Genomic DNA, 23841 nt, shown 5'->3' with positions numbered 1-23841 from the left:
TATGCGACTGGACTACCACGTTGGCAATGACGGAATCTGAAGTGAATGTCGCAATTGGATGAACGGAGCTCCTGAGAATCTGCCACACCGTCAACGTGGGGCTTTCACTAGCGGATAGCAGTCTTCGATCTGATAGTAACGCTATCTTTGCAGTAGCTTTCGTTTATGCATCGACGGAAGCACCGCGGTCAAACCAGTCGAATCCTGGAAGGAGAGGGCAATGTCTATGGATTCCAAGCTTAGCATCGTGTTCTGCCACGGTATTCCATCGCAGCGTTGTCGGAGTGCGCTCCGCTCGCAAATTTTCAGATGCGCATTTTGAAATAAGACTTCGAAAGAAGCCGCTGGGAGCATTCTCGATACCGTGCGGGAAGCTAGGGTATGTCTTTAGCACACCGTTCGCGAGCAGGTCGACCGCGCGGGGCACCGAACTGGCGAACGGGACGATCTGGTCGTCTTCGCCATGCATGACCAGTACCGGCACAGTGATCTTCTTCAGATCTTCGGTGTAGTCCTCCAGCCAGGAGAATACGGTCTCGTAGTGGGCCTGGGCGCTGCCGGCCATGCCCTGGCGCCACCAGTTCGCGATCACCGCCTCAGACGGCTTGGCGCCCGGACGGTTGAATCCATAGAACGGGCCCTCCGGGACCGCCCGGTAAAACTCCGACCGGTTGCCAAGCATGCCTGACTTAACCGCGTCGAACCACTCCTGCGGCTGACCTGCAGGGTTTGCGTCGGTTTTCACCATGTTCGGCGTCAACGAGGCCACCAGCACTGCCTTGGCGACCCGCTCCTGGTGGCGAGCGACGTAGCGGGCCACCTCGCCGCCGCCGGTGGAGTGCCCGATGTGGATCGCGTCGCGGACGCCGAGGTGTTCGGTCAGTGCAGCGAGGTAGGCGACCCAGTGGTCCATGTCGTTGCCGGTGCCGACTTGCTCGGACCGACCGTGCCCACGCCGGTCATGGGCGATCACCCGGTAGCCGTGGTGAAGGAATAACATCATCTGGGCGTCCCAGTCGTCGGCCGACAGGGGCCAGCCATGGCTGAAGACGATCGGCTGACCGGACCCCCAGTCCTTGTAGAAGATCTTTACGCCGTCCGGAGTGGTGATCGTAGGCATCGCTGGTACCTCCTATAAGAGATTGATTGAAGTGTTGGTGCTCCGCGAGGCATGCTGACTACCCACGCGGAGGTCCTCAACCCCGACCTTCTCGAGTTCATCAAATCCTGACGGGACGCCAGCCCGAACCAGAAATAGGCAATTCGAGTGGCGCGCTCCACGGGTGCGCCACTCGACTTACGTGTCCGCTGAGGATCCGGCGGCTGCCTGACGCAGACGATCAATGGCCCGTTACCCCCATGCTCTGTCGGACCGAGCTCGGCGATCTTCAGGGATCTCCCGGGCCGGCTGAAGGCGGGTCCCACGGATCGCCCTCAACCACGTCGGCTATGTTGTACCGCCGAGCGTGAGGTCGGCGACACGCTGTAAGCCTGCCGGCCAGGCGCTACCTTGATCGCTTATCTCCGAGTTAATTGATTACGGGAACGCCCGGTTTCTATACTCCACGCGCAGACGGGCGACTGGCATCGAAACGCTGACTGGCGCGAGCCGAACGCGAGCATGGGGTTTCCTCTAACCATGCGCGCTGACGCGTCGTCCAGTTCTGCGACTTCGCCATTTGGAGCTAAGTGATGAACAAGTTCTCAAGACAATTGGCCGCATGCGCAGTATTGGCCTTTGCAGCTTCGCAAACGGCGCTGGCGCAGCACGACAAGGCGGTCGATCAGGCGAACGCGGCCTGGAACGCGGCTTTCAACAAGGGAGATGCTCACGGCCTCGCCGACATGTACGACAAGAACGCGGTGGTCTCGCCGGGCAACGGAACGACCGTTCAGGGACGCGCTGATATCGAGAAGCTCTTCAAGAGCTACTTCGACGCGGGCGTACACGATCATACGATTGACGTCGTGCAGGCCCACCGCGTCGGCAACGTGATGTACGAGACCGCGAACTGGACGGCCGTTGCGGAAAAGGATGGCAAGAAGACCCCCTACAAGGGCGTGCTGGTGAAGGTCATGACCAAAGGCGCCGATGGAAAGTGGCAAACGACCGTGCATGCATGGAACGCGGCGCAATGAGCGATGGGCCACCACGTCGGGCAGAAGCCGTGCAGTCGAACTGGACGCGCAAGTGACCAAAGCGTTACGGCGCGAGATCGTTCTCTCAGCGGTTTCCTTCGATTCGCGGGGAGCGGCCTGGAAGATCAGGTAACCTATGGAATGCCCATCCTGCAAGGCCGTCGTTCTTCATGGCAACAAGTTCTGCGTCGAGTGCGGTGAACTGCTGCCGGTCGAGTGTCCGTCCTGCAAGCATCCGAATTCGCCGCACGCGAAATTCTGTGGGGGCTGCGGTAGCCGGCTGAATATCGGTGCAGGCACTGCAAGTGTCGAGGCACCGGCAACGCCGGCGCACGCAACCGTGCTGCCGTCGCCCTCGGCGGAACGGCGGCAAGTGACGGTGATGTTCAGCGATCTGGTCGGCTCAACGGCACTCGCTACGCGACTCGACCCCGAAGATCTCCATGATGTGATCAACGCGTATCACACATGTGTTGCGGATGCGGTCAGTTCTTTCGGCGGCTTCGTGGCGAAGTACATGGGCGATGGCGTCCTGATCTATTTCGGTTATCCGCGGGCGCACGAGGACGATGCCGAGCGGGCAGTGCGGGCCGCCCTCGCCATCATCGAGGCCTGCTCTCTCATGGCGTCCGGTCATGCGCCGGGCCGGCTTCAGGTGCGCGTAGGGATCGCAACGGGGCTCGTGGTCATCGGCGATCTGATCGGAGCGGGTGAGGCTCAAGAGCGCGGCATCGTCGGCGAGACCCCCAACCTGGCGGCGCGAATGCAGGCCCTGGCCGAACCCGACGCGGTCGTCATCGAGCCGCAGACACGCCTGATTCTCGGAAACCTGTTCGAATACCGTGACCTCGGCAAGGTACAGGTCAAAGGCTTTGCGCAGGCTGTTCAGGCATTCCAGGTCATCGGATTGAGCGCCATCGATAGTCGATTCGAAGCCCTTCATTCGACGGACCTCACGCCGCTCGTCGGGCGCGACGAAGAGACACGATTGCTGCTTCGCCGATGGGAGAAGGCCAAAAGCGGCTGCGGCCAGGTTGTGCTGATATCCGGCGAGGCCGGAATCGGCAAGTCGCGCATGGCCGCTGCAATTCTTCGACGGATCGGAGAGGAACCGCACACCCGCTTGCGCTATTTCTGTTCTCCGCATCATGTGGATAGCGCGTTTTATCCGATCATTCACCAGCTCGAACGGGCCGCGGCCTTCCAGCGCAACGATGATGCGCGCTCGAAGGTCGACAAGCTCGACGCGCTGCTTGCGCGCGCAACGGCCTCGGCGAAAGAAAGCCGGCTCATCGCCGACCTGCTGTTGCTGCCCGATATCGGACGGCATCCGGAAGTTCATCTCAGCCCGCCGCAACGCAAGCAGAGGACGATCGACGCGCTTCTGCGGCAACTCGACGGTCTTGCCCGACGGCAGCCCGTGGTGCACATCTTCGAGGACATTCACTGGATCGATCCGACGAGCTTCGAGGCGCTGGATCGGACCGTCGAGCAGATCCGCCAGTTACCCGTGCTGCTGCTCATGACTTTCCGGCCGGAATTCGACCCGCCGTGGGTCGGCCAGCCGCACGTCACGATGATGGCGTTGCGCCGGCTCGAACAGGACGATGTCTCGGTACTCGTCGATACGATTGCGGGCGACACGGTGCTGCCGCCGGAGATCGTCAGTGAAATCGTCGAGCGCACCGATGGGGTTCCGCTCTTTGTCGAGGAGCTGACGAAGGCGGTAGTCGAAGCGGGCTTCGATGGACTCGAAGTCGCCAATACGCTGTCCAGAACGCCGGCTCGTACCATTCCGGCGACCTTGCACGCGTCGCTCATGGGCCGTCTCGACCGGCTCGGTCAGGCGAAGGAGCTTGCTCAAATCGGCGCGACAATCGGGCGCGAATTTCCCTACGATCTGTTGGCTGCGGTGGCGTCGCTATCCGAGCCGGCGTTGCGCGCGGGCGTGAATCAACTCGTCGCGTCGGGTCTGGTCTTCGGCCGCGGCGTCCCGCCTGAGGCATCCTATCTCTTCAAACATGCGCTCTTGCAAGATGCCGCCTACGGCACCCTGTTACGCCGGACGCGCCAGCAATTGCATGCACGGATCGCAGAGGTGCTCGAACAACGCTTTCCGGAAAGGGTGGCACGCGAGCCTGAGTTGCTGGGACGCCATTTTTCCGAAGCGCAACGGCCGGACCGTGCCGCGGATTACTGGCTCAAGGCGGGAAAGAAAAGCGCCGAAAGCTCGGCGAACCTGGAGGCGATCAGGCATCTTTCCCGAGCGCTCGAGTCGGTGAGCATGCTTCCGGAGAGTGCCGAGCGTGATCGGCAGGAACTCACGATACAGAGCACGATCGGAACGCCGTTGATTGCTGTCTACGGCTACGCGGGTCAGGAGACGGGCGTGGCCTTCGACCGGGCACGTATCCTCGGCGAACGACTCGGAGACGCCGGTGCTCTGTTCGCGACGCTTAGCGGGCAGTGGGCCTTTCACTTCGTGCGCGGCGATCACGACATGATGCGGCAACTGGCCGACGAGGCGCGCCGCACGTCTCAGCAGATGGCCGATGAAGCGCTTCAGTTGGCGGGGTATCGGCTGGCGGGGTTGAACGCAATATATTTCGGGCAGTTCGTGGAGGCACGATCCGCGTTCGAGACGATCTTGCGTATCTATGATGCGAGCCGGCATCGTCCTCAGCCCGTGCATTACATCCATGATCCGAAGTTCTATGCGCTGGCGTATCTGCCGGTCATTTACTGGGTTCTCGGGCATCCGGAGCAGGCGAGAAGCTGGCAAGCAAAAGCATTCGAATATGCGGCTGAATTGAATCAGGCGACGCTCACGACTCACGTGAAAATATACGGCGGAGCAGGGCTCGACGAACTGCGCTTCGACGCAAGCGCCGTACGCGCTCATGCCGACGCCATCGTCGATCTCGCGGATCAACACAACCTGCGCTACTTCCGGCTGAGCGGCCTGATCTTGCGGGGCTGGACGATGGCGCAGGCCGGAGCGGGCGAGGAGGGCCTTGCGCTGATGCGTCGGAGTTGCACGGAGCGCCTTGCAATGGGTGTCAGCTGGTATCAGAGCAGATACCTGTGCATGCTGGCGGGCACCTCCCTGCAACAGCGCCGCCCCGATGAAGGCCTGGCGGCCCTCGCGGAAGCCAGGAAACTCGGGACGCGCACCGACGAGCACATGTGGGAGGCGGAGCTCAGGCGTATGGAAGGCGAGCTCTGGCGGATGCAGGGTGCTCCGTCGGCCGAGGTCGAGGGACATTTCCAGGAGGCGCTTGCAATCGCTCGCGACCAGTACGCCAAGTCATTCGAATTGCGGGCTGCAATCAGTCTCGCCCGTTTGTGGCGTGATGAGGGAAGCCACGCCGACGCGGGTCGAGTGCTTCTCGCTCCGATCTACAACTCATTTACTGAAGGATTCGACAGACCTGATCTAAAGGAAGCGAAAGGACTGCTGGGTGAAATATAGTGTATCCGTCCGTGCGAGCAAGTTGGCGGGTCGGGCTTGTCGCTTCTCGCCGATCCGCCAATCAAGGGCGCTCGACCTGCGGCACGGGCTTTCGCCGCGAGGAGCCACGTTCCGCCATCCACCGAGTCTGTGGAAAGCACCGATTAGTCCCCCAGCGAAAAAGATCTGGTGCAAACTGCGCGTCTGCGCTAAGGCCGTCTCACGCTTCGCCACATCCTCGCTGAAGGCACTCGGTCTAACATGACCGCTGCCGTGACTAGTTCCTCTCGTTAGCCACCCTTCGAAGATCGACCACCTCACCAGCAGGAATACCCCCGAGTGCGCAGGTTTGGAGGGACATCGGTTCGTCGGCCTCGATCTGCGGTCTTCGGCAGACGGCCAGGAAGAGCCGTTCTCGGCACCACTCGCAGCATGTATTCGATGACCGATTCTCTTAAGATCCGGTCACTGACCGTGATAGTCAATGGCGTTGCTCAATCGGGAAGGACGCGACGCAGTAGCGCTCGATCGAGCGGTCATGCGCCACGAGGCTAGTGCACTGAGGGCGCCACGGATGCGCCGTTGATCCGATGCCGCGCCAGCGCATGCGCGACGAAACCCGACGCTTTCATGTCCTCGACGAATCGCGCAAGCGCATCCGCTGCGGCGGGTCCGCGGGTTTTGGGCACGCCCATCGCCTGACGGATGACCATGAACCGCTCGTCGAGCAGGCGCAGTCCCGCGATTTCGCGCGCATCCGCTTCGAGTTGTTGCTTCACGCCCGCCGCGACTTCGAGTTGCTGGTCGATGAACGTCCGCACCACGGCCGGCGATGTCGGCGCGCGCACGATCTGCGCCGCCTTCAGTTCGCGCGTGAGAAAGAGGTCGTACGCGCTGCCTTTGCCGACGGCCACGCGATTTTGCGCGCGATCGACATCGGCGTTGGTTCTGACGGGCGAATCGTCGCGCACGAGGTAGAAGCCTTCGATCAGCACATAAGGCGCGGTGAACGCGATGGTTTCGCCGCGCGCCGGATCGATCGCGAAGAAGCCGAAGTCCGCGCGCTCTTCGCTCACGGCCTGCACCGAGTTTCCCGCGGCATCGAAGACCACGAGCTCCAGTTCGACGCCGAGATGCTTTGCGAACGCACGCGCGAGATCGACGGATACGCCGAACGGCTCGCCGGTTTGCGGATTCCTGTTGGCGAGGATCGGATTGCCGAGATTGATCGACGCGCGTAGCTTTCCGGTCGGCGTGAATGCGGCGACGACGTTTTGATCGATGGTCATGAGCGCTATCAAGGTTCGAGAATCTCGCTGATTCGCGAGAGCGAATCAAGCGTATGCAACAAGTGCCGGCGCATTGCTTCGGATGCTTCTTCGTTCTTCTCTCGCTCCAGAAGCTCGAGCACTTCGAGATGCTGCTTCGCGTGCTCGGCATAGCGTTCACGATGCTGCATCGAGCGATACGAAAGCAGACGCCGCACGCGGTTCACACGCTTGATCGTATCGATGAAAAAGCTGTTGCCCGATGCCTCGACGAGGGATTCGTGAAAGCGCACGCCGCGTTCGTGAAGCTGATCGGGGGTGTCGGTTTCGATGCCGCCCGCGAGCAGATGCTTCTCGACATCGCGGCAACGCTCCAGCACTTTCGTCTCAAGCCGATAGCCCGGTTCGAGCAGCGCCGCAGGCTCCAGCGCGAGACGCAGCCGGTACGACTTGAGCAGGCTGTCGGGCGTGGTGAGCATCGGCGAGAACTGCCAGCCGTAGCCGGGCTTGCGCTCGGCCCAGCCTTCCTGCGAAATGCGTGTGAGAGCCGCCGTGAGCTGCGCGCTCGTGAGACCGTAACGCGTGCGGATCATTTGCTCGGAGAACTCATCGGGCAGCGCGCCTTTCAGGCGGTCGTCGGCGATGCGGAAATACACGCTCGTCACGATATCGGTTTCCGCAAGACCGAGTTCGTCGACGACATCTGACAGCGAGTCGATCACCGGCTTCGCGACGAAGAACCCGCGATTCTTCTCGCGTGTCAGGATGCCCTTCTCGTGCAGCAGCGCGAGTGCCTCGTTGACCGGCGAACGCGAAACGCGCAGCCGATCCGCGAGCATTTGCGCGGGCAAGTGCGCGCCTGCCATCAGGCCTTCGTTCCTGATGAGTTCGATGATTTGAGTCGCAATCGAGCGGTCGATCATGTGATGTGCCTTCTGCCGGACGCGGTCGGCTGCCTCAGGCCTCCTGCGTCGTCAAGTGTCGTTTCAGTATCAGCGGAATGACGCCGCCCGAGCGCAACAGGCGGCATTCGAGTTGCGTTTCCACGGCCGCCGTCGCTTCGACGGGCTCGACGCCGCCATCCGCGCGCACGATCCTCACAGGCACCTTGCAGCGCGGCGACAGCGCGTCGGCGGGCGCGTCCACGTCGAGCTTATCACCCGGCCGCAGATCGAGCGTGTCCGGGCCCGTGCCCGAAGCGAAGCGCACCGGCAGAATGCCCATGCCGATGAGATTCGATCGATGAATGCGCTCGAAGCTCATCGCGAGCACCGCACGGATGCCGAGCAACCGCTGGCCCTTCGCGGCCCAGTCGCGCGACGAACCCGTGCCATAGCGCTCGCCCGCGACGAGCACGACAGAATCGCCGTCGTTCCGATAGCGCTGCGCGGCCTCGAAGATCGGCAGCACGTCGCCACTCGGAACGTGCAGCGTATGCGCGACGGGTGCGTCCGGCTTCAGGCGATTCACGAGCGTCTTGTTGTAGAACGCGGCGCGCACCATCACTTCCCAGTTGCCGCGACGCGACGCGAATACGTTCAGATCGTTGCGATCGTCGCCGCGTTCGACGAGGAAATCCGCGACATGGCTGTCTTTCGGGATCGCGCTGGCGGGCGAGATGTGATCGGTCGTGACGTCGTCGCCGAGCACGAGCAACGGATACGCGCTGTATGCGCCCAACTGACTGCCTTGCGATGCCGACGCGAACGGCGGCCTGCGCAATGCCGTCGACGCGGGATTCCACGGAAAGCGCGCGCTCTCGGGCGCTTCCAGATCGTGCCACGCGGGATTCTTGCTCGCGATGGCGAACGCGCGCGGATAGTCGCGCGGATCGGCGGCGGCCTCGACGAGCGCGGCGACTTCTTCGCGCGTCGGCCAGAGATCGCGCAAGTAAACCGGCTCGCCGTCTTGCGTATGCTGAATCGGGTCGCGGCTCAGATCGGCTTCGGCATCGCCCGCGAGCGCGAACGCGATCACCAAAGGTGGCGACATGATGAAGCCGAGATCGAGATCGGGGTGAATCCGCCCCGGGAAGTTGCGATTGCCCGACAGCATCGCGACGGGGTACACGCTCTTGTCGGCCATCGCTTCTCGGATCGGAGTGGTCAGCGGACCCGAATTGCCGATGCACGTCGTGCAGCCGTATCCGACGATATCGAAGCCGACCGCCGACAGATCGTCGATGAGATTCGCGCGTTCGAGGTACGCGGCAGCGGCGGGCGATCCCGGACCGAGCGAGGTCTTGATCCACGAAGGCACTTCGAGTCCGAACGCACGCGCCTTGCGGGCGAGTAATCCGGCGGCGATCAACAGCGCCGGATCGGACGTGTTCGTGCAACTCGTGATCGCGGCAATCGCGACGGGGTGCTTCGGCATCGACGCATGCGGCGCCGCGGGACGGAAATCGAGCTTCGCGAGTGCTTCGCGCGTCTGCGAATAGTCGAGCAGATCCTGCGGACGGCGCGGCCCGGCGATATGCATGCCGATGCCGCCGAGATCGATATCGATGGTGCGCGTGTAGCGCGGCGTGCCGTGCGGATCGAACCACAATCCGGCCGCGCGCGTGAACGCCTCGACGAGGCGAATCGATGTTTCGGCGCGATGCGTCGCACGCAAGTAGTCGAGCGTATGTTCGTCGACGGGAAAGAAGCCGGTCGATGCGCCGTATTCCGGCGCCATGTTCGCGACGACCGCGCGATCGCCCGCCGTCAACGTCGACACGCCTGGCCCGAAGAACTCGACGAATTCTCCCGATACGCCGATCGCGCGCAGCCTTTGCGTGACCGTCAGCGCGAGATCGGTCGCGAGCACGCCCGCGCGCAACGCACCGGTGAGCCGCACGCCGATCACATCGGGAATCCGCTGCATCACCGGCATGCCGAACATGACCGTTTGCGCTTCGAGGCCGCCCACGCCCCAGCCGAGCACGCCGATGCCGTTAATCATCGGCGTATGGCTGTCCGTGCCGATGAGCGTATCCGGCACGGCCCACGTTTCGCCGTCGCGCTCGACGGTCGTCACGACGGTCGCGAGCTGCTCCAGATTGATCGTATGCATGATCCCCGTGCCCGGCGGGTGAATGCGCACGCCCGTCAGCGCCTTCGACGCCCAGCGCAGGAAGCGGTAACGCTCCGCGTTGCGCCTCAGTTCGAGCGCGAGATTCTCCGGCGCGGCGTCGTGCCTCGCGAAGTATTCGACCGCGAGCGAATGATCCACCGACGAATCCACCGGCAGCACCGGACTGAGCGCGGACGGATCGGCGCCGGCTTCGGCGAGCGCGTCGCGCATGCCGGCGATATCGACGAGCGCGGGCGTGCTGGTCGTGTCGTGCATCAGCACGCGATTCGGCTGGAACGCGATTTCCTCCACGCTCGTCGCGCGCGCCGTCCATTCGAGGATGCCGGCGACCGCGCGATCGCGCTCGGCGCCTTGACCGTTGCGGATCACGTTTTCGAGCAGCAGACGCAGCACCACGGGCAGTTCGCGTAGTTTTTCGCCGAAAAGAGCGGGCAGATCGACGTAGCGGTACGACTTTCCGTCGACGCTCAATCGGGCTTCGGAGGGGGCGTTAGTGTTTTCCATGACTGTATTTTTGCATTTCAATGGTTAAAAATGCAATCTAGTGCAAACCCCAGATCATGAAAAACAGGAGCCATCCGTGGAGAAAACCAGCGCTTCGAGCCGTCGCGGCGTATTACAGGGCATGGCGTCGCTGGGCGCGCTGGCCGTTTTCGGCGGTATCGCGTCACCGGTTCTCGCCAGCGGAAAGACTGCCGGCCAACCCAACATCAAGGAAAGAACACCCATGTTTGCTTACGTCGGATCGCGGACCACGCGCGAACGCAACGCTCGCGGCGACGGCATCAGCGTCTATCGCGTCGATACCGCGACGGGCGCGCTCACGCTCGTGCAACTCGTCAAGGATCTCGTCAACCCGTCGTTTCTCGCGCTGTCCGCGAACGGCGAGCGCCTCTACACCGTGCATGGCGATCTGAGCGACATGAGCGCATTCAAGGTCGATAAAGCCACGGGCGAACTGACTTTCCTCAACAAGCAGAGCACCGAAGGCAAGAACCCGGTTCATCTCGCGATCGATCCGACGGGGCGCTACGTCGTCGTGTCGAACCATATCGGCGCGAGTCTCACCGTGCTGCCGATCGCCGCGGACGGTTCGCTGCAACCGCTCACGCAACTCGTGAAGCTCGAAGGCCCGATCGGTCCGCATCGCGTGGAGCAGAAGCAGGCGAAGCCGCACTTCAATCCGTTCGATCCGACCGGCGAGTTCGTGATCGTGCCGGACAAGGGGCTGGACCGAGTGTTCTCGTTCCGTTTCAAGGACGGACACCTGACGCCGGCCGTGTCGCCGTTCGTCGTCACGCGAGAGTCGGCCGGGCCGCGCCATATCGCGTTTCACCCGAAAGGCGCGTATGCGTATGTCGTCAACGAGCTGGATTCGACCGTGACGGCCTATGGCTACGACTCGACGACGGGCACCCTCAAACCGCTGCAGATCGTGTCGTCGCTGCCCGATACGTTCACCGGGAACAGCCGTGCATCGGAAATCGAAGTCGATAGAAGCGGGCGCTTCGTTTATGCGTCCAATCGCGGCTACGACAGCATCGCGATCTATAGCATCGATCGGTCGACGGGACATCTGAGTTTTGCCGGCACGACGCAGACCTCGGGCCGCACGCCGCGCTTCATCACGAGCTCGCCGGATGGCCGCTTCATGTACGCGTTGAACGAGGATAGCGACAGCATCGTCGCGTTTTCCATCGACGGAGCAAGCGGCGCGCTGAAGCCCACGGGTTTTTCCATCGCATCGGGGAGTCCCGTCTGCATGGTGTTCTCGGCGCAGCACGCGTAAAGCCGCAATTTCATCATCGAATAAATCATGCAAACATCGACAGCAATCGACGAACGCGCGCTAGTCCGCAAGATCGCCTGGCGCATCATTCCGTTCGTGTTCATTCTCTACATCATTTCGTATCTGGATCGCGCGAACATCGGCTATGCCGCGCTGCAGATGAACAAGGAACTCGCGCTCTCCAGCGAGGCGTTCGGCTTCGTGTCGGGCATCTTCTTCATCGGCTACTTCCTCTTCGAAGTGCCCAGCAACGTGATGCTCAACAAATTCGGCGCGCGCGTGTGGATCGCGCGCATCCTGCTTACGTGGGGCGTGGTCGCGGTGATCTCGGCCTTCGTGCAGAACGCGACGCAGCTCTATGTGCTGCGCTTTCTGCTGGGCGTCGCGGAGGCGGGCTTCTTTCCGGGCATCATCGTGTATCTGACGTACTGGTTCCGCGCGAAGGAGCTCGCGACGACCGTCGCGCTCTTCACGGCGGCGATCCCGGTGTCGTACATTATCGGCGCGCCGCTCTCGACGTGGATCATGGACAACGTGCATTGGTTCGGCTGGAGCGGCTGGCGTTGGATGCTCGTGCTCGAAGGCGCGCCAGCGCTAATCGGCGGCATCCTGTGCTTCCTGTGGCTGACCGACCGGCCGTCCGACGCGAAGTGGCTCAAGCCCGAAGAGCGCGACTGGCTGCTCAATCAGCTCGCCAACGATGCGAAGTCGCGCCCCGGCGCGAAGCACTTCGGCTCGCTCAAGGCGATGACCAATCCGAAGGTGCTGTATCTGTCGTTCATCTACTTCGTGTATCAGTGTGGCAGTCTCGGCGTCGGCTACTGGATGCCGCAGATCATCAAAGGCTTTTCGAAGACGCTGAGTCACACGCAAGTCGGCCTCATCGCGATGGTGCCGTATCTCTTCGCGACGATTGTCATGGTGATGTGGTCGCGCAGCTCGGATCGCCGCAACGAACGCCGTCTGCATTCGGCGATTCCGCTCGCGCTCGCGGCGGCCGCGCTGCTCGGCGCAGGCCTGAGCACGAACCCGTACGTGTCGATCACGATGATCAGCCTGAGCCTCGCGGGGCTCTATGCGTTTAAGTCGCCGTTCTGGGCGCTGCCGACCTTGTTCCTCACTCGCTCGACCGCCGCGGTTTCCATCGCCGTGATCAACTCGGTGGGCAATCTCGGCGGCTTCGTCGGTCCATTCGCGATCGGCTACATCAAAGGCTCGGACGGGAGTGCGACGCATGGCTTGCTGTTCCTGTCTGGACTGCTGGTCGCGTCGTTCCTGATGACGCTGTTCATCCGTCTCACCGAGCAAACGGCCGATCAGCACGCCGCGATGGCCAAGCAGAGTCACTGAAGCAAACACAAGTCATATTGGAGGAGATTGAAGCGTGAACAAGAAGTCGCTTGCACCTGTAGTAGTACTGATGTCATTGCCGTGCATCGCGCACGCGCAGAGCAATGTCACGTTGTACGGCATTATCGATAGCGGTCTCAACTACACGAACAACGTGCAGACGGCACGAACGGCGTCGGGGCTCGCCGGCGGTCATCAGATCGCGATGATCGAAGGCGGTTCGGCCGGTCTTCAGGGCAGCCGATGGGGTCTGCGCGGCACCGAAGATCTTGGCGGCGGACTCAAGGCGCTGTTCGTGCTCGAAAGCGGGTTCTACAGCAATAACGGCGCGCTGAATCAGGGTGGCGCGGAGTTCGGGCGGCAGGCGTATGTCGGGTTGAGTCATGCGTTCGGGACCGTCACGCTCGGCCGTCAATACGATCCCGTCGTCGACATGTACGGGCCGTTTCTCGCTGCGCCGCAGTGGGGCGGCTATATGGCGTCGCATCCGAGCGATCTCGATAACGCGCTCAACTCGCGCCGCATTAACAACTCGATCAAGTACCGCAGCGCGAACTATCGCGGCCTCACTGTCGAAGCGATGATGAACCTCGGCGGCACTGCGGGCTCGTTTTCGAACAACTGGATCTGGGGCGCGGGCGCGGCGTATGCGGCGGGGCCGTTTTCGATCGGGGCGGGCTACCTGAACATCCGCAATCCGAACACCTCGTTCTTCGGTGCGAATCCAAACGCGGGTCCGGCGACGACCAACAACCTGGGGAGCTTCGGTAGTCCGACGAGTCCGGAGAGCAACCCCGTTTTTGCCGGATACGCGTCGGCCAAGATGCTGGAGATCGTGGGCGTCGGCGCGGGCGTCAGTCTTGGATCGGCCAACGTGAACTTCGCGTATTCGAACACGCGCTTCGAGGACATGGGTTCGTCGTCCGGCCCGAACACGCTGCGCTATAGCGGCACGGCGGCGTTCAACAACTTCGAAGTCAACGCCAAGTATCAGTTCACGCCGTCGCTGCTAGCGGGGCTCGCATACGACTACACGCGCAACGGCGGTGCGGGCGGCAAGGGCGGCGCGAACTACAACCTCTTCAGCGCGGGCGTCGACTACTTCCTGTCGAAGCGCACCGACGTGTACACGGTCGCCGTCTACGAGAAGGCTAGCGGCACCGATTCGCTCGGACAAAGCTCCGTCGCGCAGATCACCGGGCTGACTCCATCTATGACCGACAAGCAGGTGTCGCTTCGTGTCGGCATGCGGCACAAGTTCTGAAGTAGCTCCGAACCCGCGTGGTGCTTCGGCGAAAGATCTTTCCGAAGTTGAGCCAAAATCGTGGAATCGCACATGGACGCGTCGCAAGCGACGCGTCCATTTTCTGGCTGGGCTCGGCCAGAAGTCGCCGGTCGAGGCCGATATTCAGCTTGATCAGCCGAGGTCTCGTTTGCCCTCGCTCAATGGCCGGTTTCCGGCGAGCGAATTGCCGGGGGCACCGCCCCAACCCGGCCAATTGCTGCCGGTCATCTGTCCCGAAGAGCCATTGGAACGACCGGTCGACTGTGGATTTCGACGTTTAGACTCTGTTGAATCTAGCGCGAACGCGCCGTGATTTACCCGTCAAGTTCGGCATGGGGCCGATTTACCTCTTCGAGACTTTACCGACAGCGAGCACCGCGGGGTCGACCAGTCGATCGTATTCATCGCCATCAAGAAACCCGAGCGCAATAGCTGCCGCGCGTGGTGTGACACGGTCGCGCAACGCCTTCGCTGTGATTTCGGCGACACGGTCGTAGCCGAGTATCGGATTGAGGGCAGTGACTGCGAGTAGTGACCGATCAACGTTAGTCGCGAGCTGTACGCGATCCACTTCGATGCCACGGATCAGGCGTCTCGCAAAAACGTTGGCTGAATCGGCCAGCACACGCAACGACTGCAGCAGGTTATAAACAAGCACGGGTTTGGCGACGTTCAGTTCGAAGTTTCCGGATGCGTTCGCAAGGGTGATCGTCTGGTGGTTACCGATGACCTGGAAACACGCCTGGACGAGCACTTCCGCGATCGTAGGGTTGCGTTTGCCGGGCATGATCGAGGATGTCAGTCCGTCATCGGGAATTAACAATTCGCCGAGACCACAGCGAGGACCGGAAGCGAGCAACCTGATGTCGTTCGCGATCTTCAGAAGCGAAGTCGCGATCGTATTCAACGCGCCTGACAGCTCCACCAGAGCATCGTGCGCGGCCATTCCTTCAAATTTATGCAGACTCGGGACGAATGGTAAGCCGGTAACGTCCCCGAGATTCGCGCAAAAGAATCTGTCGAAGCCTTCAGGCGCGTTCAGCCGCGTGCCGGCAGCTGTGCCGCCCTGAGGCAGAATCAAGAGCCGGGGCAAGGCGTCGTCGATGCGAGCCAGCGCATTGGACAGTTGGCGCTCGAATGTTCCGAACGTTTGGCCCATGGTCATTGGCACGGCGTCCATCAAATGCGTGCGAGCGACTTTCACGATGTCGGCGAACGCATGGCTGCGGTCCGCAAGCGCCGAGCGAAGTTCTTCCAACGCGGGCCGCAAACGTGCGGTCAACTCGATCGCGGCCGCCACATGCATCACTGTCGGAAAGCTGTCGTTCGATGATTGCGAGCGGTTGACATGATCGTTGGGATGCACCGGCGTCTTGGTCCCGAGCGGTTCGCCGAGTAGCTCATTTGCCCGGTTCGCGATGACCTCATTGGCGTTCATGTTGGTCTGCGTGCCGGACCCCGTCTGCCAGATAGTCAGCGGAAAATGGTCATCCCATCTTCCTTCGTGCAGTTCGGTTGCGGCCTTCTCGATCGCCGAAGCGAGCTCTGGCGTGAGCACGCCACATTGGACGTTGGCGCGTGCGGCCGCGAGCTTCTGCAAACCGAACGCGCGTATCAGCACAGTCGGGAAGCGCTCTTCACCGATTTCAAAAAGGCCCAGGGCACGCTGCGTTTGCGCTCCCCAATATCGGTCCGACGGAATCTCGACGGGACCGAATGCGTCATGTTCGATTCGCGATGGCGTGGTCATAGCAAGTGGCACAGGCTGGAATGATTGCGCTTAGCGCTGCACGACATCTCCGCGCGTTGTGGAGATGTCGCATTCGGATCAAGGCGTGTTTCGCGCGCTTTTGAGTGGAATACCGTTTGGATGCGGATTCGCGTCGCTCATGTCTTCGGGAAGCAGATTGCCGTCCGCAAGGCTTTCATCGGCCTGCGCGGTTTCAGGATAGCGCTCGGGATACAGATGTCGTTCCGCAATGGTTGCATCGAAGGTCCGCGACCATCTGGCGATTACGACCGTTGCGAGGCTATTGCCGATCGTATTGCAGGTGGCGATGGCCATCGACATGAAGCGGTACACGCCGAAGATCAACGCAAGTCCCTCCACGGGCAGAATGCCGGTCGACGTGACGGTTGCCGCAAACACGACGAACGAACCGCCGGACACTGTGGCCGCACCTTTCGACGTCAGCAGCATCAGCAGCAGAATGCCGATCTGGTGATCCAGCGTGATGGGCACGCCATACGCATGAGCGATGAACATCACGCCCATCGACATGAAGATCGACGTGCCGTCGAGATTGAACGCATAGCCGGTCGGCAACACGAGCCCGACGGTCTGCTTCGCGCAGCCGAGCCGCTCCAGCTTGATCAGAAGACGCGGCAGGGCGCTTTCCGAGGAAGCCGTGCCAAGCACGATGAAGATCTCGTCTTTGATGTAGCGCAGGAAGCGCCACAGACTGAAACCCGCGAGCTTCGCGATGACACCCATCACCACGACGATGAACAACACGATCACTGCATAGAAGCTCAGCACGAGTTGCGCGAGTGCGATCAGAACGGCCGTGCCGTTGCTTCCCACCGAGAAGGCGATCGCGCCGAGCGTGCCGAGCGGCGCGAGCTTCATCACGAGATTGATGAACGAGAAGAGCACTTCGGAGATGAGATCGAGCCCTTCGTTGATGCGCACGCGCCGGCGCTCCGGAATGGCGAGAATGCCGATGCCGACCATCACCGCGAGCACGACCACTTGCAGCAGCTCGCCTTTGGCGAACGCGCCGATGAAGTTGTCCGGCACGATATGCATGACGAATTCGGTGAAGCCCTGCGGCGCGGCTTTTGCCGCTGTCGCAGGCACGGCACCAACTGCCACGCCGGTCATGCCTTTGCCGATTTGCAGCAGATTGCCGGCTAGCAGACCGAAGGCGAGCGCGATCGTCGAGACGACTTCGAAGTAGACGATTGAGCGCCAGCCCACGCGCCCCGCGCTCTTCACATCGCCCGCCGACGCGATGCCGTGCACGATCGTGAGAAACACGAGCGGTGCGACGCCTGCCTTGATGAGCGCGAGAAAGATATCGCCGAGCACCTTGAGTTGCGCGCCGAACTTCGGGAACAACAAGCCGACCACAATGCCGATGACAAGCGCCAGCAGCACCTGCATGCCAAGCTTGCGGTACCACGGCAGTTTCTTTTTCGCTGCGACTATGGCGCCGTCGTGTGATGCGTGTTCGTTTTGCATCGCGTGCTCCTCCATGTTCTTTACGTTCAGATTTCGCTCGACAGCGCGATGGCCCGATCCGCCATCTGCGGCGCGAGACCGAGATAGTTGGCGGGATCGGTCATGTGGTCGATCGCTGCACGATCGAAGTGCTGCGTGACTTCGGGCAGCGCGGCAAGCGCCTCCGCGAGCGTGCCGCCTTGCTCGTTTACCGTGCGGCATGCGTCGTACACGATGTCGTGCGCCTGCTGACGTCCGGTGTAGGGCGCCATACTCATCATCACTGCTTCGGCGACGATCAAACCCTTGCTGATGCCCAGGTTGTGCTTCATACGCGCTTCGTCGACGATCAGACCGCCGAGCGCGAACTTCGCCTGATGCAACGCGCCGGCCGTGAGGATGAAACTCTCGGGAATCGCGATCCACTCCGCATGCCACGGGCCAGTGGCGCGCTCGAAGTCCTGGATCATGGCGTCGACCATCAGGCCGGCGTGCTGTCGCACGGCCTTCGCTGCGGCGAGCATGAGCTCGCTCGAAATCGGATTGCGCTTCTGCGGCATCGTGCTGCTCGCGCCGCGTCCCTTGACGAAGGGCTCGTAGACTTCCGCGAATTCGGTCGACGCCATGATCATGATGTCGAGCGCGATCTTGCCGAGCGAGCCCGTAACCAGCGCGAGCAGGTTCACGGCTTCGGCGAAACCGTCGCGTGCGACGTGCCATGTCGTCGCGGGTACGCCGAGCTTCAGCTCATCGGCGAGCGCCTTCTGCACCTCGAAGCCCTTGTCTCCGAGCGATGCGAGCGTGCCCGCCGCGCCCGCGAATTCGACGACGGCCACGCGTTCGCGCATCTGCGTGAGACGTTCCTGATGACGATCGAACATCGCGAGCCAGATCGCGACCTTGTAGCCGAAGGTCACGGGCAGCGCCTGCTGCAAATGCGTGCGGCCGGCCATCGGCGTGTCGCGATGCTTCTTCGCCAGATCCGCGAGAATCGTGCGCAGCTCGCGGATATCGCCATCGATCGAATCGAGCGCGTCGCGCACCTGCAGCGCGACCGCCGTGTCCATGATGTCCTGCGTCGTCGCGCCCCAATGGACGTAGCGGCCCGCGTCCCCGCACATCTCCACCAGTTGATGCACCAGCGGCAGGATCGGATAGCCGACGATATCGGTCTCTTCGCGCATGTGATCGAAATCGATGCGCTGGATCGTCGACTCACGCGCGATCACTTCGGCTGCATCGGCCGGAATCACGCCCACGCGCGCCTCTGCCTTCGCCAACGCAACCTCGACGTCGATATAGCGTTGAATCAGCGCGTGATCGGAAAACAGAGCGCGCATTTTGGCGGTTCCGAAGGCGTCGCGAAACAGGATGGAATCGACCACGGTGCTGGCCATCGGAACGGTGACATGTGACATTGCGACCTCGAGAATTTCAAACTGGAACGGCGGACCAAGCAAGCAGCGCTTCAATAAGTCCGGACATATGCAGATTATTATGTTCGAACATATGGAGGCAAGCTATGATTTACCCGTAGCCACGGAACAAGACACTTAGAGACAAGACCATGAACCGACCCCACTTCGCGGAGATCGCGCGCGAACTCACCGAAGCGATTGCTTCCGGGCGTTATCCCGTCGGCACTGTCCTTCCGACCGAACTCGAACTTCGGGACCACTACCGCACGAGTCGCCATACGGTGCGCGCGGCGCTACACGAGCTTCAGCAACTGGGTTTGGTTTCACGTCGCAAGAACGCGGGAACGCGTGTCGAGTCGTCGCGCCCTCGAAATGAATTCCGGCCGACGCTTGCGTCCGTGGACGATCTGGCCCAGTTTGGGGCCGAGCACCTGCGGCTCATGCAATCGACAGACGTGATCGCTGCGGACCGCGATCTCGCCAGGACGCTGCAATGCGCGGACGGGACGCGATTTCTGCGCATTTCGAGCCTGCGTATCGACGGCGGAAACGCTCGTACGCCGGTGGGATGGACGGACGTCTACGTCGCGCCCGATTATGGAGACGTGGCGGATATGGCACGCGAGCAGCCCGACCGGCTGATCAGCGACTTGATCGAGGAGCGCTACGGGCACGGCATCGCGGAGATCCAGCAGGGAATTAAGGCGGTGCTGATTTCAGGGGAGATGGCAAAACGGCTGCGCGTGGAGCAGGGGACGGCGGCGCTCGAGATCGTTCGGCGCTATCTGGACGCGGAGGGGAAGAGTTTCGAGGTATCGGTCAGCGTTCACCCCGCCGAGCGATTTTCAGTCGCGATGCGCCTCAAGCGCTCGAATAGCTGACGCATTTCACAGTTGGCGGCATCTCGCCACCACTGCCGAACCGCTGTCCCATAAAACCGCCGTTCAAAGGCTCGTCCATATCCGATACCGGCCGTTCAATTTCTGCGGTGTGACCGGCGGGTGAGGGTCGAAGATTGACCATTCCGCAAAGCGCACAATCGATCTCCCTTCGTTGAAGAGGAGATTGTCATGGAAACGCTTAATTCTTCCGGCGCTCGTCGGGTGCCATGGAATAAGGGAAGGCTAACCGGCCAGAAGCCTCCGCTGAAGCTCCGTGAAATCTGGGCGATTCGAACAAGGCTGCAGATGTCGTCCAACGCTCGCGAGTTGGCGATGTTCAACCTTGCGATCGACAGTAAGCTTCGAGCGTGCGATTTGACGCGCTTGCAAGTGCAGGACGTCTACATGGGAGGTCATGTCTTGGCTCGCGCGACTTTCATGCAGCAGAAAACGCATCGACCAGTGCAGTTCGAAATCACGGAGCAGACTCGTCAAAGTGTCTCTGCCTGGATTTCGGCGCGGGGATTGAAGCCTGCCGACTATTTGTTTCCAAGTCGACTGCATGCCTCAGCGCATGTGTCGACGCGCCAGTATGCGCGCATCGTTCATCGTTGGGTCGCGTCGATCGGGCTCGATGACACCGCGTACGGTACGCACACCATGCGACGAACGAAAGCGTCGTTGATCTATCGGCGCACCAAGAACTTGCGCGCGGTTCAATTGCTCTTGGACCATACAAAAATTGAAAGCACCGTGCGATACCTCGGGATCGAGGTAGACGATGCTCTCGAAATGGCTGAGCAAACCGAAGTGTGATCGCCGGTGGCCGGCGAGCGTGCGCTTGTCGGCCATTTGCGGTCATTGATGGTGTTGTGTTCGATGGCTCTATTGAATCCATCAACAGACGTTGAAAGCAGCCGGAGAGTCGACCGTCGAGCGCAATGGCTCGTATTGTGATAGCTCATGCGATGAGCTTTCTCATGCACACGGCGGTAGACGGGCAGAGCCGTATGAACTGTGCCGTTTCACGTACTTCATTCGGTACATTGCTCCGCTCGACTGCGCTGTAGCCGTGATGTTCGAAGAATTGCCGCGCGCTCGTTGTGAGCAACCACAAGCTGGCATAGCTGTACGCTCGGGCGTCCCGTTCTATCGCCAGAAGCAGAGAGGTGCCGAGACCCGTTGCACGTAGATGCATAGGGACAGCAAGCGATCTGAGCAACGCATCAGCGCCCAGAGGTTCCAGACAGACACTTCCAACTACCGCTCCCTCTTCATCGACGGAGACGAGAAATCCCGGCAGGAGTGCAGTCGTGACGTCCTCGGTTGGCAACTCACACGTTGCCAACAAGGATCTGATCCCGACAAGATCGTTGTCGACGGCGGCTCTCATTTCCATGACGTGCTCCGTTCTCGTGTGGGGACCTTTGTTGATGTATCGCCATCGAGCGCACGACGACGATCGGCGCGGCGGGCGACTTTGATCAGATACTGGCCTGGTTCACCCGCTTCATCAGTTCCTCGGCGCTTTCCTTTCGTTCGCTGTAACGGTCGACCAGATACGGACCGATGTCACGGGTCAGCAGCGTGAACTTCACCAACTCTTCCATCACGTCCACGACCCGATCGAAGTAGGCCGAGGGTTTCATCCGGCCGGCTTCATCGAACTCCATGAACGCCTTGGCCACCGATGACTGGTTGGGGATCGCCAGCATGCGCATCCAGCGTCCGAGCACGCGCATCTGGTTGACCGCGTTGAACGACTGCGAGCCACCGCTTACCTGCATCACCGCGAGCGTCTTGCCCTGCGTCGGCCGGACCGCGCCGACCGAAAGCGGAATCCAGTCGATCTGCGATTTCATGATGCCGGTCATCGCGCCGTGGCGCTCTGGCGAGCACCAGACCATGCCTTCCGACCACAGCACCAGGTCCCGCAATTCGGCCACCTTGCGATGCGTGTCCGGCGCATCGTCCGGCAGCGGCAGGCCGCTCGGGTTGAACGTCCGCACTTCGGCGCCCATCGCCGTGAGGAGGCGCGCCGCTTCTTCGCTCAGCAGTCGGCTGAAAGAGCGTTCACGCAGCGAGCCATAGAGCAGCAGGATGCGCGGGGGATGGGAAGAAGCTTTCGCGGCCTGGAGGCGGTCGATGTCGGGAACGCGGAACAGCGCCGGGTCAACCTGCGGCAGTTCGGTCGAAAGATCAGACACGTTTGCCCTCCACGTCGATGACCACATTGCCGTCTTTTTTTGCGACGATCGTGGGTTCGACGTTCGCGTTGTGAATCACCGCGAGCGTGTCACTCGGGGCTCCGAACCCCAGATTGAGATAGATGATGACGTCGTTCATGTGTTCGTTTCCATAGCGTTTAGGCGCACTCGTACCAGTTCTTCGAACGGTTGACGATGCGTACGACGAGCAGCATGACCGGCACCTCGATCAGCACGCCCACGACGGTCGCGAGCGCAGCGCCGGAGTTGAACCCGAACAGGCCGATTGCTGTCGCGACGGCCAGTTCGAAGAAGTTCGACGCGCCGATGAGGGCTGATGGACAGGCAATGCTGTGCTTTTCGCCAACCGCACGATTAAGCCAGTACGCCAGCGCCGAATTGAAGAACACCTGGATCAGGATCGGCACGGCGAGCAGCACGATGACGAGTGGCTGCTTCAGGATTGCTTCGCCCTGGAAGGCGAACAGCAGCACCAGCGTCGCGAGCAGCGCAGTGATCGACCAGGGACCGATTTTCGCCATGGCCGCTTCAAACGCAGACTCTCCCCTTGCGAGCAGCATCTTGCGCAGGATCTGCGCGAGGATCACCGGAAGGACGATATAGAGGACCACCGAGGTGAGCAGCGTCGCCCACGGCACCGTAATGGCGGAAATGCCGAGCAGCAGGCCAACGAGCGGCGCAAACGCGACCACCATGATGCTGTCGTTGAGCGCGACCTGCGAGAGCGTATAGAGCGGGTCGCCGCCGGTGAGGCGACTCCAGACAAACACCATTGCCGTGCAGGGCGCGGCGGCCAGCAGGACAAGGCCAGCCACGTAGCTGTCGAGTTGCGCCGCGGGCAGCATCGGCGCGAACAGATGCTTGATGAACAGCCAGGCGAGGAATGCCATCGTAAAAGGCTTGACTAGCCAGTTCATGACGAGCGTGACGCCGATTCCCCGGATGTGCTGACGCACTTCATGCAGCGAACCGAAATCGACCTTGATCAGCATCGGGATGATCATCACCCAGATCAGCAGCCCGACCGGGAGGTTGACCTGAGCGTACTCCATCCGGCCAATTGCCTGAAAGACGCCGGGCAGGGCTTGACCGCACAGGATGCCTGCGACAATGCACAATGCGACCCAGACGGTCAGGTATCGCTCGAAGAAGCTGATGGCCTGTTTGGCAGCGGTCTTGCGCGAAGCGGCGACGTTGGGGGTGTTCATGGGACAACTCGATGGAGAGGGGTTCAGCTTTTCAGGATGTCATTGAGTGCCTGCTGAAGCTCGGCATCGCCCAGACGGTCCAGGGGAAGTTCAAGCAACTGCAGCATGCGATAGCCGATGGCCTGTCTGGTCAGCTCGAACGCCTGACGCTTGCCTTCATCGCCGCCCGGTGCGTTCGAAGGATCGGCATAGCCCCAGTGCACCTTGACCGGACTACCCGGCCACAACGGACATGCTTCGGCGGCCGCGCTGTCGCATACCGTGATGACGATGCGCATTTGCGGCGCACCGTCCTGCGCGTTTCGTCCCAGCTCTTGCTGCGATAGCCGCTGACGTCGATACCTGCCGTTGTCAGCGCCTCGATTGCGAGCGGATTCACGCGGCCACTCGGCGAACTGCCCGCGCTGAAAGCGCGCACATTTTTGTCCAGCTTCGAGGCGAGGTGATTCAGCATGGCCTCGCCGAGCACACTACGCGCCGAGTTGTGCGTGCAGAGGATCAATACGTTGGTCGTCATAGGTTT

The 23841-nt window shown here is 61.6% G+C and carries 17 protein-coding genes and 2 pseudogenes; 7 read left to right on the top strand and 12 right to left on the bottom strand.

Annotated elements, in window-relative coordinates:
- Window positions 1-358: 358 nt before the first annotated feature.
- A pseudogene (locus NCS67_RS19840) lies at window positions 359-1120 on the bottom strand (alpha/beta fold hydrolase); the annotation flags it as partial.
- A gap of 572 nt (window positions 1121-1692) precedes the next feature.
- Here NCS67_RS19840 and NCS67_RS19835 point away from each other — a divergent pair.
- Window positions 1693-2139 (top strand): YybH family protein, encoded by a 447-nt coding sequence (locus NCS67_RS19835; protein ID WP_250436251.1) that lies wholly within the window; start codon window positions 1693-1695, stop codon window positions 2137-2139.
- A 136-nt stretch (window positions 2140-2275) separates the two neighbouring features.
- Window positions 2276-5611: an adenylate/guanylate cyclase domain-containing protein gene (locus NCS67_RS19830; protein WP_250436249.1), complete on the top strand. Its 3336-nt coding sequence runs from the start codon at window positions 2276-2278 to the stop codon at window positions 5609-5611.
- Between the two features lie 530 nt (window positions 5612-6141).
- Here NCS67_RS19830 and NCS67_RS19825 read toward each other — a convergent pair.
- Genes NCS67_RS19825 through acnA form a run of 3 tightly spaced genes read right to left on the bottom strand, consistent with a single transcriptional unit; the run spans window position 6142 to window position 10440 of the window.
- Window positions 6142-6879, bottom strand: coding sequence for an ABC transporter substrate-binding protein (locus tag NCS67_RS19825; protein WP_250436247.1), 738 nt, complete (start codon window positions 6877-6879; stop codon window positions 6142-6144).
- Window positions 6880-6887: 8 nt separating this feature from the next.
- Entirely contained in the window at window positions 6888-7781 is an 894-nt protein-coding gene (locus NCS67_RS19820) for a GntR family transcriptional regulator (protein WP_250436245.1), read from the bottom strand.
- A gap of 34 nt (window positions 7782-7815) precedes the next feature.
- Entirely contained in the window at window positions 7816-10440 is a 2625-nt protein-coding gene (gene acnA / locus NCS67_RS19815; protein ID WP_250436243.1) for an aconitate hydratase AcnA, read from the bottom strand.
- Between the two features lie 223 nt (window positions 10441-10663).
- Between acnA and NCS67_RS19810 the strand changes: the two genes are divergently transcribed.
- From NCS67_RS19810 to NCS67_RS19800, 3 genes are all read left to right on the top strand, one after another.
- The gene (locus NCS67_RS19810; protein ID WP_250436241.1) at window positions 10664-11725 is read left to right on the top strand and encodes a lactonase family protein; all 1062 of its coding nucleotides are present in this window, start codon (window positions 10664-10666) and stop codon (window positions 11723-11725) included.
- Window positions 11726-11752: 27 nt separating this feature from the next.
- Entirely contained in the window at window positions 11753-13075 is a 1323-nt protein-coding gene (locus tag NCS67_RS19805; protein ID WP_250436240.1) for an MFS transporter, read from the top strand.
- A 70-nt stretch (window positions 13076-13145) separates the two neighbouring features.
- Window positions 13146-14339, top strand: a complete 1194-nt coding sequence (locus tag NCS67_RS19800) for a porin (RefSeq protein ID WP_250436366.1) — start codon at window positions 13146-13148, stop codon at window positions 14337-14339.
- A 364-nt stretch (window positions 14340-14703) separates the two neighbouring features.
- On the opposite strand, the gene NCS67_RS19795 is transcribed toward NCS67_RS19800, so the two are convergent.
- The 3 genes from NCS67_RS19795 to pcaB form a co-directional block, all read right to left on the bottom strand.
- Complete coding sequence (locus NCS67_RS19795) at window positions 14704-16110, bottom strand: class II fumarate hydratase (protein WP_250436239.1); 1407 nt, start codon at window positions 16108-16110, stop codon at window positions 14704-14706.
- Between the two features lie 78 nt (window positions 16111-16188).
- Entirely contained in the window at window positions 16189-17604 is a 1416-nt protein-coding gene (locus NCS67_RS19790) for a cation:dicarboxylate symporter family transporter (protein ID WP_250436238.1), read from the bottom strand.
- A gap of 26 nt (window positions 17605-17630) precedes the next feature.
- Window positions 17631-19001, bottom strand: coding sequence for a 3-carboxy-cis,cis-muconate cycloisomerase (gene pcaB, locus NCS67_RS19785; protein ID WP_250436237.1), 1371 nt, complete (start codon window positions 18999-19001; stop codon window positions 17631-17633).
- Window positions 19002-19150: 149 nt separating this feature from the next.
- On the opposite strand from pcaB, the gene NCS67_RS19780 reads away from it, so the two are divergent.
- Entirely contained in the window at window positions 19151-19882 is a 732-nt protein-coding gene (locus tag NCS67_RS19780) for a GntR family transcriptional regulator (protein WP_250436236.1), read from the top strand.
- 189 nt (window positions 19883-20071) lie between these two features.
- The gene (locus NCS67_RS19775) at window positions 20072-20698 is read left to right on the top strand and encodes a tyrosine-type recombinase/integrase (RefSeq protein ID WP_250436235.1); all 627 of its coding nucleotides are present in this window, start codon (window positions 20072-20074) and stop codon (window positions 20696-20698) included.
- 145 nt (window positions 20699-20843) lie between these two features.
- Here the strand turns inward: NCS67_RS19775 and arsN2 are convergent, their stop codons facing one another.
- From arsN2 to NCS67_RS19750, 5 genes and pseudogenes are all read right to left on the bottom strand, one after another.
- Window positions 20844-21281, bottom strand: a complete 438-nt coding sequence (gene arsN2, locus NCS67_RS19770) for an arsenic resistance N-acetyltransferase ArsN2 (protein ID WP_250436234.1) — start codon at window positions 21279-21281, stop codon at window positions 20844-20846.
- Between the two features lie 85 nt (window positions 21282-21366).
- On the bottom strand, window positions 21367-22116 hold the full coding sequence (gene arsH / locus NCS67_RS19765; protein WP_284504121.1) for an arsenical resistance protein ArsH: 750 nt from the start codon (window positions 22114-22116) through the stop codon (window positions 21367-21369).
- Window positions 22082-22228: a hypothetical protein gene (locus NCS67_RS19760; RefSeq protein WP_250436230.1), complete on the bottom strand. Its 147-nt coding sequence runs from the start codon at window positions 22226-22228 to the stop codon at window positions 22082-22084. Before NCS67_RS19760 ends, arsH begins: the two co-directional genes overlap by 35 nt.
- Window positions 22229-22247: 19 nt before the next feature.
- Window positions 22248-23318 carry an ACR3 family arsenite efflux transporter gene (gene arsB / locus NCS67_RS19755; RefSeq protein ID WP_250436228.1) on the bottom strand — a complete coding sequence of 357 codons (1071 nt, stop codon included), beginning with the start codon at window positions 23316-23318 and terminating at the stop codon, window positions 22248-22250.
- A gap of 23 nt (window positions 23319-23341) precedes the next feature.
- A pseudogene (locus tag NCS67_RS19750) lies at window positions 23342-23835 on the bottom strand (arsenate reductase ArsC).
- Between the last annotated feature and the right edge of the window lie 6 nt (window positions 23836-23841).

The organism is Caballeronia sp. ATUFL_F2_KS9A (assembly GCF_023630765.1).
In the GTDB taxonomy this organism is placed as follows: domain Bacteria; phylum Pseudomonadota; class Gammaproteobacteria; order Burkholderiales; family Burkholderiaceae; genus Caballeronia; species Caballeronia zhejiangensis.
Note: the sequence above shows the minus strand (reverse complement) of the source record. Positions and strands in the feature narration are given on the sequence as shown.

Coding starts and splice junctions, on each gene's coding strand:
- NCS67_RS19835 (WP_250436251.1), top strand. CDS start 1,693: ATGAACAAGTTCTCAAGACAATTGGCCGCATGCGCAGTATTGGCCTTT.
- NCS67_RS19830 (WP_250436249.1), top strand. CDS start 2,276: ATGGAATGCCCATCCTGCAAGGCCGTCGTTCTTCATGGCAACAAGTTC.
- NCS67_RS19825 (WP_250436247.1), bottom strand. CDS start 6,879: ATGACCATCGATCAAAACGTCGTCGCCGCATTCACGCCGACCGGAAAG.
- NCS67_RS19820 (WP_250436245.1), bottom strand. CDS start 7,781: ATGATCGACCGCTCGATTGCGACTCAAATCATCGAACTCATCAGGAAC.
- acnA (WP_250436243.1), bottom strand. CDS start 10,440: ATGGAAAACACTAACGCCCCCTCCGAAGCCCGATTGAGCGTCGACGGA.
- NCS67_RS19810 (WP_250436241.1), top strand. CDS start 10,664: ATGTTTGCTTACGTCGGATCGCGGACCACGCGCGAACGCAACGCTCGC.
- NCS67_RS19805 (WP_250436240.1), top strand. CDS start 11,753: ATGCAAACATCGACAGCAATCGACGAACGCGCGCTAGTCCGCAAGATC.
- NCS67_RS19800 (WP_250436366.1), top strand. CDS start 13,146: ATGTCATTGCCGTGCATCGCGCACGCGCAGAGCAATGTCACGTTGTAC.
- NCS67_RS19795 (WP_250436239.1), bottom strand. CDS start 16,110: ATGACCACGCCATCGCGAATCGAACATGACGCATTCGGTCCCGTCGAG.
- NCS67_RS19790 (WP_250436238.1), bottom strand. CDS start 17,604: ATGCAAAACGAACACGCATCACACGACGGCGCCATAGTCGCAGCGAAA.
- pcaB (WP_250436237.1), bottom strand. CDS start 19,001: ATGTCACATGTCACCGTTCCGATGGCCAGCACCGTGGTCGATTCCATC.
- NCS67_RS19780 (WP_250436236.1), top strand. CDS start 19,151: ATGAACCGACCCCACTTCGCGGAGATCGCGCGCGAACTCACCGAAGCG.
- NCS67_RS19775 (WP_250436235.1), top strand. CDS start 20,072: ATGGAAACGCTTAATTCTTCCGGCGCTCGTCGGGTGCCATGGAATAAG.
- arsN2 (WP_250436234.1), bottom strand. CDS start 21,281: ATGGAAATGAGAGCCGCCGTCGACAACGATCTTGTCGGGATCAGATCC.
- arsH (WP_284504121.1), bottom strand. CDS start 22,116: ATGTGGTCATCGACGTGGAGGGCAAACGTGTCTGATCTTTCGACCGAA.
- NCS67_RS19760 (WP_250436230.1), bottom strand. CDS start 22,228: ATGAACGACGTCATCATCTATCTCAATCTGGGGTTCGGAGCCCCGAGT.
- arsB (WP_250436228.1), bottom strand. CDS start 23,318: ATGAACACCCCCAACGTCGCCGCTTCGCGCAAGACCGCTGCCAAACAG.